The sequence below is a fragment of the Streptomyces sp. NPDC017890 genome, assembly GCF_044328675.1.
Lineage (GTDB): Bacteria > Actinomycetota > Actinomycetes > Streptomycetales > Streptomycetaceae > Streptomyces.
The window spans coordinates 40,775-53,039 of sequence record NZ_JBIRHU010000028.1 but is presented as its reverse complement, the minus strand read 5'-3'; the positions used below and the strand labels follow the sequence as shown (position 1 = coordinate 53,039).

Genomic DNA, 12,265 nt, shown 5'->3' with positions numbered 1-12,265 from the left:
TCGTCCGGTCCTCGTCGTCCGGTCCTCGTCGTCCGGTCCTCGTTGTCCGGATCCCGTTGCCGGGATTCCGTGCGGGTGGCGCGGAGCGCGGGGTTGCGCGGCAGGATGGGCCACGGTCTCCTCCGGGTGGCTGCGACAGTGCCGGTGAGCTCGAGGGGTGGCGGGTGATGGGACGGTGGTGCAGGACTCGGGAGCGTGCCGGATCGGGGCGTGACCGGCCGCCGCCCGGGCGTGCGGCCGTGGTGACCGCCGTACTGGCCCTGACCGGCGGCCTGGCCGCCGACCCGCCCGGCGACGGTGCGGCTCACGCGGCCGGCGCGCCCGCCGGATACGCCTTCGCCGAGGACGCCCGCCGGATCGAGGGCGCGAACGGCACCTCGGACGCCGTACCGCTGGAACCCGGCACCACGTACCGCAGCTCCCTGCCGAGGAGCGGCACCCTCCACTACCGCCTCGAACTCGACGCCGCCCGCGACACCTACGTCTCCGTCACCGCCGTACCCGGCCCCGGCGGCGAGGTAACCGCGGTGGACGGCATCCGGGTCTCCGTCCAGGACGCCGACGGCGGATCCTGCTCCGTGGACACCGCGACTTTCGGCGCCGCCCACAGCCCCCGCCCGGTCACGGCGTGGGGCATGCGCGAGATCGCTCCCGGCGGGACCCGGTGCCAGGACCCCGGCACCTACTACGTCACCGTCCAGCGGTCCCGGCCCCAGGACTCCCCGCCGGGCGCCTGGGACCTGGAGCTCACCGCGGTCACCGAACCCCGTCCGAAGCAGGCCGCCGCGACCACCGCACCCGAGACCTGGAACTCCGCCTCGCCCGAGCCCCTCACCGGCGAGCCGGAGCGCCGCCCGGGCGGCGACGGCTTCGCCCACGCCACCCCCGTCGGACAGGGCGCCTGGCATGACGACATCCGGCCCGGGCAGACCCTCTTCTACAAGGTGCCCCTCGACTGGGGCCGCCGGCTGTACGCGACCGCCGAACTCGCCGGCTCCGGCCACGACTCCGGCTATGCCACCGGCGCTCTTCGCCTGGCCCTCCACAACCCCGTGCGCGGTGAGGTCGACGACGCCGCCAAGGGCTACAACGGCCGTCGGACGACGGTCGGCCTCGCTCCCCTGCCGCCGGTCGCCCACGCCAACCGGTACGCCACCGGCCGACAGGTCAGCGCGATGCGGTTCGCCGGCGCCCATTACCTCGTGGTGCACCTCGCGGAGCAGGTGGCCGACGACTTCGGCGAGGGCCCGTTCGGGCTCACGCTGCGCGTCCGGCTCGAGGGGACCGCGCAGGCGGGCCCGCAGTACGCGGGGGAGTCCGAGCCGAAGGGCGTCTTCGAGGTCTCGGAACAGGACCGGGGAGCCGCGCCGGAGAACGGGGCCACGGGCGACGACCTCGCCATGAAGGCGGTCGCCGTCGGCGGAATCGGTACCGGCAGCCTGCTGCTCGTGGGCCTGGGCGTGTGGACGGCGGCGGCCCGGCGCAGAACCGGCACCACCTGACGGGGGTTCGGGCTCAGATCCGGGTCAGGGCCCAGAACCCCACGGCGTAGCAGGCCAGCGCGAGGAGCAGGAGCGGCACCGCCACCCTGGCCGGAGGCCCCGGACGGCGTCGCCGCCGTGTCCCCCGGCGCTGCCGGTGCCCCTGGGCGGCAGGGGCCGCCTGCGGGGTCTGCGCGGTGTACGAGGCGGTGGGCACGTCGGCGCGCTGCCGCGGGAGCGGAGGCGGGTACGGGGGCTGGGGGCCGCTCTCCGGGAAGGCCGGCTGTGCGTACGGCTGCGGGCCGGGCGCGGGCGGGGAGGTGACGGCCGCATGCGGTGGCGGCAGAAGGAAACTGCCGGTGTCCGACATGGCGGCCGGCCGAGCGGGCCCGGGAGACGACACCGACGGCGTGCCGTCCGGGACGGGCAGGGCACCGTCGGAAGCGGACGGCGCTCTGTACCGGCCTGACGGGACCGCGGCCGAGCCGGACGGCGTACGGTCGGGGACCGGCGGAGTCCCGTCCGGTGCGGACGGCGTTCGGTCGGGGATCCACGCCCCGTCCGGCGGCGACGGCGTACTGCCCGGGGGCGGCGGCGTACCGCCCGGGATCGCCGGTGCCCGGTACGGGGCCGACGGCGTACCGGCCGGGCCGGACGGGGTGTCGCCCGAGGCGGACGGCGTACCGCCCGGGGGCGGCGGCGCGCCCTCCGGGGCCGGCGGTGGCCGCCTCGACGTCGACGGCGTACCGTCCGGGGCCGCTCCAGGGCCGGACGGCCGCCGCGGGTCCGCCAGTACGCCGTTCACCCCCGACGCCCGCACGAGTGGCCCGTCGGGTCCGAACCCCGAGGGCAACGGGCCGACTTGGTCGAAGATCTCGATCAGCTCGTCGTCGGGCCCGGGCTCCGGCAGCAGCTCCGCCGCCGCGGCCAGAGCCTTGCGCGCCCCCGTGGCGGTACGGAACCTCGCCGAGGGATCCGGCTGCACCAGCGTCGCCACGACCTGCCACAGCGGCTCGGGGACCCCCTGCGGCGCGGGCGGCGTCCCGTGCTCGGCGAAGTGCTGCACCAGCGCCTTGGCGTCCGGCTTGGCCCCCTCCAGCAGATACAGGGCGACCAGGCCCACCGCGAACAGGTCCGCGGGGAAGTCCGGCTCCGCCCCCATCATCTGCTCCGGAGCGAGATAACCCGGCGTCCCCACCACGAGGTCGGCCTCCGTCAGCCGTGGCTCACCCAGCCGCATCGCGATGCCGAAGTCGGACAGCCGCAGCCGGGGCCGGCCCGTCCCGGTCGCTTCGAGCAGCAGGTTGGCGGGCTTGATGTCACGGTGCACGACGTCCTCCTCGTGCACCGCGGCCAGGCCGGCGAGCAACTGGTCGAGGAGGGTGCAGACGAACGCCGCCGGCAGGGGACCGTAGTCCCCGACCAGGTGGACGAGTGAACCGCCCGTGACCAGGTCCATGGTGAACAGGACCTTGTCGTCGTCGGCGGCCCAGCTCGCGGGCGCCAGCACATGGGGATGGTCGATCCGCATCGCCTGTTCGCGTACGAACCGCAGCAGCGAGTGCGCGTCCCGCTGCTGCAGCACCTTGGCGGCCACGTACCGCCGACGGCGGTGGTCCCAGGCACGCCATACGGCACCGACCCCACCGCGGCCGATCGGATCGACCAGCTCGTACCGGCCCGCGAAGACCTCACCCATGGCTGTGCGCCGCTCCTCCCCTGGGACCTGTCGCGCCACTCCGGGACCGACCGCCGAACCCCCTGCGGCGACCGGGCCCCGGAATCAGTTCTGGTGGGACTGGTAGTGCGCCACCGCGTCCGAGGTGCGGCCCGCGCCGTACACCCGCAGGAACTCGGCCAGCTCCGGGTGGGAAGGGGACAGCGCGTCCGCCGCGTCGATGATGTCCCCGGCGGCGGCCACCGAGCGCAGCAGCGACTGGATCTCACGGACCACCCGCTTGACCGTGGGCGCCCCCGAACTGGTCGTGGTCGTCGTGGTGTTGCTGAGCACCGAGCCCCCCTGCGACTTCTTGATCTCGTCCATGCGTTCCGTCGCCTCGGCCGCGCTCACGCTGCCGTCCGCGACCTGCCCCGCCAGGTCCTGCAGCAGCTGCACCCGCTGGACCACCGCGGGATTGCCGATCTTCGCCCGCTGGCCGCTCATCAGCTGCGACAGCATCGGTGCGGACAGCCCCAGCACCCCCGCGAGACGAGCCTGGTTAAGACCAAGATCGTCGATGAGCCTGCGGAAGAGCGCCCCCAACGGCTCCCCATACCAGTTCCGCTGCAGTTCCCGCGCTCTGGCGGTGGCTTCCTGCTGTGCGGCGTCCATTGCGTCTCCCCATCGCTTCCCCAAAAACCGCAGTTCGCTCCAGCGAACCACGCCGAGCATTTTACGGAGCGTGGTGTTTTCCCGGGACCCCCAATCATTTGTGAGATACGGGGGACGACCCGGTACTCTTGTCTGCGGCGCCCGTCGGCTCGCGACTGTCCGACCGGACGCCTCTTTCGGGGCCTTAGCTCAGTTGGTAGAGCGCTGTCTTTGCATGGCAGATGTCAGGGGTTCGACTCCCCTAGGCTCCACCGCAGGTCAGACGCCCTCCGGGACAGTTCCCGGAGGGCGTCTGTGCGTTCTGGCACGGCTCGGAACACGGTGTCCGTCACCTCGTGGACGCGCCCGGCCGCCCTCCCGGCGACCCCCAGGAGCCGGAGCGGCTCTCCAGGTCTCCAGGACTCCAAGGCTTCAGGACCCCAAGCTTCAGGACTCCAGGGCTTCAGGGCTTCAGAACTTCAGGTCTCCAGGACTTCAGATCGTCCCGCCGGAGTGATCGTCACCGCGCCTCGAACCCACCGGCCGTCGCCGCCGACCGGCCGGGCCCGGTAGTGACGGGAAACACCCGGTCCCGCGCCCCGGACGGCGTGTACCCGCCATGATCGACAAACTCCTTACCAGGGAGGCGAGTTGGCCGGCACGTGCCCCTGAACAGGGTCGCCGCACCGCGTGACCGGAGCGACCGTGCCTTCCCGCCCTGTGCCGACTGCCCAGGGCCCCGCCGAGCACCCGGGTGGTGCTGTCTGCTCTTGATATCGTCACCCCACAGGGCACCAGCGCCACACCCCTGCGGGGCGGTGCCACGTGGCACATCGCCGTCGGAGCCGACCGGCCGCTGCCGACGAGGTGGAAGGGGTAGACCATGCGGGCGAAAGTACGGGCCGCTCTCGACGCGATCTATATGAAGCGCCTGGTCAGGGAGCTGGAAGGGCGCCAGCGCCCCCAGCACATCGGCATCATGCTCGACGGCAACCGCCGGTGGGCCAAGATGTCGGGCATCGACGACCCGCGAGAGGGCTACCGGGCGGGCGGGGCGAAAGTGCAGGACTTCCTGCGCTGGTGCGACTCCGCGCAGATCGAACACGTCACCCTGTTCATGCTCTCCGACGACAACCTCCGCCGGCCCGAGGAGCAGCTGAACCCGCTCATCGACATCATCGCCGAGGTCGTCGAACAACTGGCCGCACCGGGCAACCCCTGGCCCGTCGAAGCGGTCGGCGCCCTGGACCTGCTGCCCGCCGAGTCCGCGAGCCGCCTCAAGACCGCCACCGCCGCCACCCAGGGCCGCCAAGGCGGCACCAAGGTCGACGTCGCCGTGGGCTACGGCGGCCGACGGGAGATCGTCGACGCCGTCCGGTCCGCCCTGACCGAGCACAGCTCCCAGGGCGGGGACATCGACGAGTTCATCGAGACCTTCACCATGGAGCACATCTCCAAGCACCTGTACTCCAAGACACGGTCCGAGTCCGACCTCATCATCCGCACCTCCGGCGAGCAGCGCCTCTCCGGATTCCTGCTCTGGCAGTCCGCCTACGCCGAGGTCCACTTCTGTGAGACCTACTGGCCGGACTTCCGCGAGATCGACTTCCTGCGCGCTCTGCGCTCCTACTCCCTGCGTGAACGCCGCTACGGTCGCTGAGTCACGGTTTCACGTGAAACATCGCCGCGGGGCGGAAGACCCTGAAGCCTTCCGCCCCGCGGCGATGTGAAACCCGTCCGGCGAACGTCAGCGGGGCTCGTCGCCCTCCGCCGCCTCCTCCTGTGCCTGCTTGGCCTGCACCTCGGGATCGAGATGCGCGTCACCGGTGCCGTCCACCGACGTCAGCCGCCCCGACTCGGCAACCTCCGTCGCCTCGGGCGGCTCCACCAGCCAGTCCGGGTTGGCCTGCTTGTCCCACCACTTCCAGGCCGCGAAGGCACCGCCCGCGACGACCCCTGCCACCGCCAGAACCCTGGCGAGCCGCCCGGCCCTCGCCCGACGCCGGTGCCTGCGCGTCAGCCTCTGGATCTCCTTGGCCGTGACCTGTCCCCGCAGCGCGGCCAACGCGGCAGCACCCCGGGCAGCGGCCTCGTCCCTGACGGGGCCGGCCGCGGCCACCGCCTGCTCGATCCTCGGCCGGGAGTAGTCGGCCGCCTGCCGAGCGGCCAGACGCGTACGGACGGCGGCCTCCTGGGCGGCCGCGTCCATCTTCGGCGGCACATGCGTACGGGCCTGCTCCAGCCGCGGCGCGACATGCGCACCGTACTGGTAACGGGCCTGACATGCGGCCTGCGACACCTTGGGCGCCAGCCGTACGCGCGCCTCCTGTGCATAGTGAGCGGCCCTGTCCTTGGCCGTGTCGGCGTAGGGCGCCACCACTTCCGCGGCGTGCAGCACGCTGTCCTTCGCCGAACCGGTCGCGGCGCGCACGCTGTCGATGCGGGTCACGGGTTCCTCCTCCTCGGTGGCGTACGGTAATTCGACTTTCCACCCTTTTACGGATCATGCCTGCGGACGCGCTGCCGGGCATGTGAGGGCGGGCATCCGGGTCACGGACGGTGCCTTCGGGGCATCTGGGGCACGTGGTGATGAAGTTGCGAACCAGAACCGATCAACATCGATAACGGATGAATACCGGGCAACGGGAGCCTGTCGACGACAATGCCACGGATCGACGCCCCGCGCTCGTGACCCAGCGGTATGAGCGGCATACGCGCCCCCGACCGTGCGAGGATCGATGCGCACGGAAAGACGACGGAAGGCACATCGTGGCCGAGCGGCTCTACGCCACCCTGAAGACCAGCCAAGGTGACATCGAGGTCCGGCTGCTGCCGAACCACGCCCCCAAGACGGTCCGGAACTTCGTCGAACTCGCCCAGGGCGAGCGGGAGTGGACCCACCCCGCCACCGGCGAGAAGTCCACGGCCAGGCTCTACGACGGCACTGTCTTCCACCGCGTCCTCAGCGGTTTCATGATCCAGGGCGGCGACCCGCTGGGCAACGGCACCGGCGACCCCGGATACGCGTTCGAGGACGAGTTCCACCCAGACCTCGCCTTCGACAGGCCCTACCTGCTGGCCATGGCCAACGCCGGCCCCGCCACCAACGGCTCGCAGTTCTTCATCACCGTCTCCCCGACGACATGGCTGAACCGCAAACACACGATCTTCGGCGAAGTGACCGACGCGACCAGCCAGAAGGTCGTCGACACCATCGCCGCCACCCAGACCAACCCCCGCACCGAGCGACCCGTCAACGACATCGTCATCGAGTCGGTCGTCGTCGAGACCCACCAGGACTGACCTCCCCGCCCACAGGGCAGGAACCAAACGCCCCGCTCATCCGTAAAGATGGGCGGGGCGGTGCATTTGCGCACACCGCTCGCAGGACGACCGAGGGGACGCCATGGAACACGCGGCAGCCGGCTCACCGAACGCCCAGAACCCGCCGGGCTGCTACCGCCACCCCGACCGGGAGACCGGCATCCGCTGCACCCGCTGCGAACGCCCCATCTGCCCCGACTGCATGGTCAACGCCTCCGTCGGCTTCCACTGCCCCGACTGCGCCACCGGCCGCACCGGCACCGGACCCGCCCCCGCCGCGTCCCGGCCCCGCACCCTCGCCGGCGGCACCATCGCCGCCGACCCCCACCTCCTCACCAAGATCCTCATCGGGATCAACGCGGCGGTCTTCATCGCCGTCCACACCCTGTCGTCGTCGTTCCTCGGCGACATGGTGCTGATCGGCCGCTGGCCCCCCGCCCCCTTCGTCCCGACCGAAGGCGTCGCTGAAGGCGAGTGGTACCGCCTGGTGACCACGATGTTCACCCACGAGGAGATCTGGCACATCGGCTTCAACATGATCAGCCTCTGGTTCCTCGGCGGCCCCCTGGAAGCAGCCCTCGGCAGAGCCCGCTACCTCACGCTCTACCTCGTCTCCGGCCTGGCCGGCAGCGCCCTCACCTACCTGCTGGCCTCACCCACCACGGCCACCCTCGGCGCCTCCGGCGCGGTCTTCGGCCTCTTCGGCGCCACCGCGGCCCTCGTCCGCCGCCTCAACGCCGACATGCGGCCGGTCGTCATCCTGCTCGTGATCAACCTGGTCTTCACGTTCAGCCCGGGCTTCAACATCGCCTGGCAGGCCCACATCGGCGGTCTCGTCGCCGGCGCCGTGATCGGCTACGCCATGCTCCACGCCCCGCGTGAGCGGCGGACGCTCGTGCAGTACGGCACCTGCGCGCTGGTCCTCGTGGCCGTCGTCGGACTGACCCTGTTGAGGACCGCTCAGCTCACCTGAGCACACGTTGTCCACAGTCGGTGGCCGATCTTGTGCACAGTGTGGGGGAACAAGCGTGCCCCCTGTCACTGACCCGTGTTTCAGCAGGTCAGACAGGGGGCGAACGAGTTTTCGAGTGCCGGTACTTCCGTCACACTGGTGTCAACGGGCGGCGGGTTATCCACAGATCGTCTTTCTTTTCCCCACCATGTGGATGGCGCCTGTGGATAACCCGGTGGATAGCCCTGGGGAGAGCTACTGCGGAGTTACCGCAGGCGCTACTTCCACTGCGTCGAGACACCGAATCCCGCGGCGATGAAGCCGAAGCCCACCACGATGTTCCAGTTGCCCAGCGCGTCGATCGGCAGTGAACCGTCGGTGACATAGAAGAGGACGATCCAGGCGAGACCGATGACGAACATGGCCAGCATGACGGGCGCCACCCAGCTGCGGCTGGTCAGCTTGATGCTGGTCGCCTGCTTCGACGGCGGCGGCGTGTAGTCGGCCTTCTTGCGGATACGTGACTTCGGCACGAGGGTCTCTCCTGTCGATGCGCTGCGTGGCCGCGCAGGGAACGGGGTCGGGGACTTGGAGCGCTCCCCCGGGCGTCCGTTAGCGTAGTGCTTCCGTGGCGCCGAAGGAGATAAGGGTACGTTGAGCAATTCTGCCGACTCCCCCGGGACGGGATCCAGCCCTGTCCGCAGGCGCCGTTTCCGGCCCGTGCGGGTTCTCACGGCAGCCGTCTTCGCTCTGGCGGGGCTCATTTTCTTCACCAGCTTCAATACCGCCAAGGGCACCAATATCCGCACCGACACCTCTTTGCTCAAGTTGTCCGATCTCATCCATGAGCGCAGCAGGGAAAACGGTGAGCTGGAGGAATCCAACGCGGCTCTGAGGGACGACGTCGACGCGCTCGCCGAGCGCGACGACGGAAGTACGGAGGCGGAGGACGCCAAACTCGCGGAGCTGGAGAAGAAGGCGGGCACGCGGAAACTGAAGGGCGAGTCGATCTCGGTCACGCTCGACGACGCACCGCCGGACGCCACCGCCAAGCTCCCCGGCTATCCGGAGCCCGAGCCCGACTACCTGGTGATCCACCAGCAGGACCTCCAGGCGGTCGTGAACGCCCTGTGGCAGGGCGGTGCCGAGGGGATCAAGGTCATGGACCAGCGGCTGATCTCCACCAGCGCGGTGCGCTGTGTGGGCAACACGCTGATCCTGCAGGGCCGGGTCTACTCACCGCCGTACAAGATCCAGGCGGTCGGTGATCCGGAGCGGCTGAAGGAGGCGCTGGCGGCGTCGCCGACGATCCAGAACTACATGGTGTACGTCAACGTGTACGGGCTGGGCTGGAAGGTCGAGGACGAGGGGCGGGTGACGCTGCCGGGCTACTCGGGCACGGCGGACCTGCACTATGCCCGGCCCGTGGATTGACACCGTTCCGGAGGGCCTCGCGCCGTTAGTCTGGTGCCGTACGGCGTGAGTCTGGCGCCGTGGTGCGACGGAAGGGACGGCATGTACGGCTGGATCTGGCGGCATCTGCCGGGGAACGCGTGGGTGAAGGCGCTGCTCTCGCTCGTGCTGGCGGTGGCCGTGGTCTACGTCCTCTTCCAGTACGTCTTCCCGTGGGCCGAACCGCTGCTTCCCTTCAACGATGTGACGGTGGACAACCAGTGAGCGCGCGCATCCTCGTCGTCGACAACTACGACAGCTTCGTCTTCAACCTGGTGCAGTACCTGTACCAGCTGGGCGCCGAGTGCGAGGTGCTCCGCAACGACGAGGTGTCGACGGCGCACGCCCAGGACGGTTTCGACGGCGTGCTGCTGTCGCCGGGCCCTGGTACGCCGGAGCAGGCGGGCGTGTGTGTCGAGATGGTGCGGCACTGCGCGGCGACCGGGGTGCCGGTCTTCGGTGTCTGTCTGGGCATGCAGTCGATGCAGGTGGCGTACGGCGGTGTGGTGGGCCGGGCTCCGGAGCTGCTGCACGGCAAGACCTCGCCGGTCGAGCACGCGGGCCGGGGCGTCTTCGCGGGACTGCCCTCTCCCTTCACGGCGACGCGCTACCACTCGCTGGCGGCGGAGCCGGCCACGGTGCCGGCGGAGCTGGAGGTGACGGCCCGTACGCACGACGGGATCGTGATGGGGCTGCGCCACCGTGAACTGCCCGTCGAGGGCGTGCAGTTCCATCCGGAGTCGGTGCTGACCGAGCACGGGCACCGGATGCTGGCCAACTGGCTGGTGGAGTGCGGCGACCAGGACGCGGTGGCGAGGTCGGCGGGGCTCGCCCCGGTGGTGGGCAGGGCCACGGCGTGACCGCGCTGCGCCCCGAGCGCGAGTCCGGCGCGGCCGGTGACCAGGGGGGTCCGTACGTGCAGCCGTACGGGAACTCCGGTGCGTTCGGGGACGGCCGGTACGAGGACTTCTCTCCGGAGGGGGCGTACCGGCCGGTCGCCGACGACGAGACGGTGGCGCTGCGGGTTCCGGCGGCGCGGCCGGAGCGGAGGGCTTCCGCTTCCCCCGTGGGTGGTCCTGCGGGTGGTGGGCGCGCGGCACGCAGGAAGGCCGCGAAACGGCGTCACGGGCGCCGTGGGGCTTCCCGGGAGCCGTCGGCGGCACCGGAGTCGGACGGAGCTCCGAAAGCGCCTCTGTCGCGCGTTGAGGCGCGTCGGCAGGCCCGTGCGCGCAAGCCGGGTGCGGCTGTGATCGCGAGCCGGGTGATCGGCGAGGTCTTCATCACCTCCGGCGTGCTGATGCTGCTGTTCGTGACGTACCAGTTGTGGTGGACGAACGTGCGGGCGCAGGCCCAGGCGGACAAGGCGGCGAACAACCTCCAGGAGGACTGGGCGAGCGGCAAGCGGAACCCGGGGACCTTCGAGCCGGGGCAGGGGTTCGCGCTGCTGCACATTCCCAAGCTGGACGTGGTGGTGCCGATCGCGGAGGGCATCGACGACGAGAAGGTGCTGGACCGGGGAATGGTCGGGCACTACGCGGAGGGCGCGCTGAAGACGGCGATGCCGGAGGCGAAGGCGGGCAACTTCGGGCTGGCGGGGCATCGCAACACGCATGGTGAACCGTTCCGGTACATCAACAAGCTGAGCCCGGGCGACCCGATCGTCGTGGAGACGCAGGACGAGTACTTCGTCTACAAGATGGCGTCGATCCTGCCGGTGACGTCTCCGAGCAATGTCAGCGTCCTCGACCCGGTGCCGAAGCAGTCGGGTTTCAAGGAAGCCGGCCGGTACATCACCCTCACCACCTGCACGCCGGAGTTCACGAGCAAGTACCGGATGATCGTGTGGGGCAAGATGGTCGAGGAACGGCCGCGCAGCAAGGGCAAGCCGGATGCGCTCGTCAGTTAAGGGCGGATGACCAGTGGCAGCGACCACCGACACGGAGCACGAAGAGCAGTCCGGCGCGGCCGGCCGGCCGGTAGCCGCGGCACGCGGCCGTGGCCGCGGGCCCGGGCGGTTCGTCGCGCGGGCCGTCAGCGTCTTCGGCGAGCTCCTGATCACCGCGGGCCTGGTGCTGGGCCTGTTCGTCGCCTACTCGTTGTGGTGGACGAACGTGGTCGCCGACCGCGCGGCGGACAAGCAGGGCGACAAGGTCCGCGACAACTGGGCCCAGGACAGGGTCGGCACGGACGGCCCGGGAACGCTGGACACGAAGGCGGGCATCGGCTTCCTGCACGTGCCGGCGATGGGGAACGGCGACATCCTGGTGGAGAAGGGCACGTCGATGAAGGTCCTCAACGACGGCGTGGCCGGCTACTACACCGACCCGGTCCGGTCGGCGCTGCCGGCGTCGGGCAAGGAGGGCAACTTCTCCCTGGCGGCCCACCGGGACGGGCACGGGGCGAAGTTCCACAACATCGACAAGATCGAGGAGGGGGACCCGATCGTCTTCGAGACGAAGGACAAGTGGTACGTCTACAAGACCTACGCGGTCCTTCCCGAGACGTCGAAGTACAACGTCAGGGTCCTCGACCCGGTCCCCGAGGAGTCCGGCAGGAAGAAGGCCGGCCACTACATCACGCTGACGACCTGCACGCCGGTGTACACGAGCCGGTACCGGTACGTGGTGTGGGGGGAACTGGTGCGTACGGAGAAGGTGGACGGGGAGCGGACCCCGCCGGTGGAGCTGCGGTGAGGTGGACCTGAGTCCCGGAGGGACCTCGGTCCTCTAACATGACGGAGGCCCG

The 12,265-nt window shown here is 70.5% G+C and carries 13 protein-coding genes and 1 tRNA gene; 10 read left to right on the top strand and 4 right to left on the bottom strand.

All coding sequences use genetic code 11. The annotated features are described in order from the left end of the window. Positions 1-167 precede the first annotated feature (167 nt). A complete protein-coding gene (locus ACH4F2_RS30325; protein ID WP_398135948.1) occupies positions 168-1,502 on the top strand; it encodes a hypothetical protein in 1,335 nt (444 codons plus the stop codon). Positions 1,503-1,515: 13 nt separating this feature from the next. On the opposite strand, the gene ACH4F2_RS30320 is transcribed toward ACH4F2_RS30325, so the two are convergent. After that, positions 1,516-3,180 carry a protein kinase gene (locus ACH4F2_RS30320; RefSeq protein WP_398135947.1) on the bottom strand — a complete coding sequence of 555 codons (1,665 nt, stop codon included), beginning with the start codon at positions 3,178-3,180 and terminating at the stop codon, positions 1,516-1,518. Positions 3,181-3,264: 84 nt separating this feature from the next. Continuing rightward, the gene (locus ACH4F2_RS30315) at positions 3,265-3,813 is read right to left on the bottom strand and encodes a helix-turn-helix domain-containing protein (protein WP_395573146.1); all 549 of its coding nucleotides are present in this window, start codon (positions 3,811-3,813) and stop codon (positions 3,265-3,267) included. A gap of 178 nt (positions 3,814-3,991) precedes the next feature. Between ACH4F2_RS30315 and ACH4F2_RS30310 the strand changes: the two genes are divergently transcribed. After that, positions 3,992-4,064 (top strand) — tRNA-Ala (locus ACH4F2_RS30310). 611 nt (positions 4,065-4,675) lie between these two features. Next, positions 4,676-5,452, top strand: coding sequence for an isoprenyl transferase (locus tag ACH4F2_RS30305; protein WP_398135946.1), 777 nt, complete (start codon positions 4,676-4,678; stop codon positions 5,450-5,452). An 87-nt stretch (positions 5,453-5,539) separates the two neighbouring features. On the opposite strand, the gene ACH4F2_RS30300 is transcribed toward ACH4F2_RS30305, so the two are convergent. Further along, positions 5,540-6,241, bottom strand: coding sequence for a DUF5324 family protein (locus tag ACH4F2_RS30300; RefSeq protein ID WP_398135945.1), 702 nt, complete (start codon positions 6,239-6,241; stop codon positions 5,540-5,542). 320 nt (positions 6,242-6,561) lie between these two features. Between ACH4F2_RS30300 and ACH4F2_RS30295 the strand changes: the two genes are divergently transcribed. Then, the gene (locus ACH4F2_RS30295) at positions 6,562-7,095 is read left to right on the top strand and encodes a peptidylprolyl isomerase (RefSeq protein ID WP_398135944.1); all 534 of its coding nucleotides are present in this window, start codon (positions 6,562-6,564) and stop codon (positions 7,093-7,095) included. Positions 7,096-7,198: 103 nt separating this feature from the next. Then, on the top strand, positions 7,199-8,089 hold the full coding sequence (locus ACH4F2_RS30290; RefSeq protein WP_398135943.1) for a rhomboid family intramembrane serine protease: 891 nt from the start codon (positions 7,199-7,201) through the stop codon (positions 8,087-8,089). A 257-nt stretch (positions 8,090-8,346) separates the two neighbouring features. Here ACH4F2_RS30290 and crgA read toward each other — a convergent pair whose 3' ends face one another. After that, positions 8,347-8,601, bottom strand: a complete 255-nt coding sequence (gene crgA, locus ACH4F2_RS30285) for a cell division protein CrgA (RefSeq protein WP_398135942.1) — start codon at positions 8,599-8,601, stop codon at positions 8,347-8,349. A 121-nt stretch (positions 8,602-8,722) separates the two neighbouring features. On the opposite strand from crgA, the gene ACH4F2_RS30280 reads away from it, so the two are divergent. Genes ACH4F2_RS30280 through ACH4F2_RS30260 form a run of 5 tightly spaced genes read left to right on the top strand, consistent with a single transcriptional unit; the run spans position 8,723 to position 12,213 of the window. Beyond that, positions 8,723-9,502, top strand: coding sequence for a DUF881 domain-containing protein (locus ACH4F2_RS30280; protein ID WP_398135941.1), 780 nt, complete (start codon positions 8,723-8,725; stop codon positions 9,500-9,502). 45 nt (positions 9,503-9,547) lie between these two features. Further along, positions 9,548-9,745: a hypothetical protein gene (locus ACH4F2_RS30275; RefSeq protein ID WP_174532177.1), complete on the top strand. Its 198-nt coding sequence runs from the start codon at positions 9,548-9,550 to the stop codon at positions 9,743-9,745. Next, positions 9,742-10,380 carry an aminodeoxychorismate/anthranilate synthase component II gene (locus ACH4F2_RS30270; RefSeq protein ID WP_398135940.1) on the top strand — a complete coding sequence of 213 codons (639 nt, stop codon included), beginning with the start codon at positions 9,742-9,744 and terminating at the stop codon, positions 10,378-10,380. The genes ACH4F2_RS30275 and ACH4F2_RS30270 overlap by 4 nt, the downstream gene beginning before the upstream one ends. Next, a complete protein-coding gene (locus ACH4F2_RS30265; protein WP_398135939.1) occupies positions 10,377-11,426 on the top strand; it encodes a class E sortase in 1,050 nt (349 codons plus the stop codon). Before ACH4F2_RS30270 ends, ACH4F2_RS30265 begins: the two co-directional genes overlap by 4 nt. Before the next feature lie 13 nt (positions 11,427-11,439). Next, the gene (locus tag ACH4F2_RS30260) at positions 11,440-12,213 is read left to right on the top strand and encodes a class E sortase (protein WP_398135938.1); all 774 of its coding nucleotides are present in this window, start codon (positions 11,440-11,442) and stop codon (positions 12,211-12,213) included. Positions 12,214-12,265 lie beyond the last annotated feature (52 nt).

Excerpts from the sequence above, each read along its gene's own strand:
- ACH4F2_RS30305 (WP_398135946.1), top strand. The coding sequence starts at position 4,676 with ATGCGGGCGAAAGTACGGGCCGCTCTCGACGCGATCTATATGAAGCGC.
- ACH4F2_RS30290 (WP_398135943.1), top strand. The coding sequence starts at position 7,199 with ATGGAACACGCGGCAGCCGGCTCACCGAACGCCCAGAACCCGCCGGGC.
- ACH4F2_RS30325 (WP_398135948.1), top strand. The coding sequence starts at position 168 with ATGGGACGGTGGTGCAGGACTCGGGAGCGTGCCGGATCGGGGCGTGAC.
- ACH4F2_RS30315 (WP_395573146.1), bottom strand. The coding sequence starts at position 3,813 with ATGGACGCCGCACAGCAGGAAGCCACCGCCAGAGCGCGGGAACTGCAG.
- ACH4F2_RS30320 (WP_398135947.1), bottom strand. The coding sequence starts at position 3,180 with ATGGGTGAGGTCTTCGCGGGCCGGTACGAGCTGGTCGATCCGATCGGC.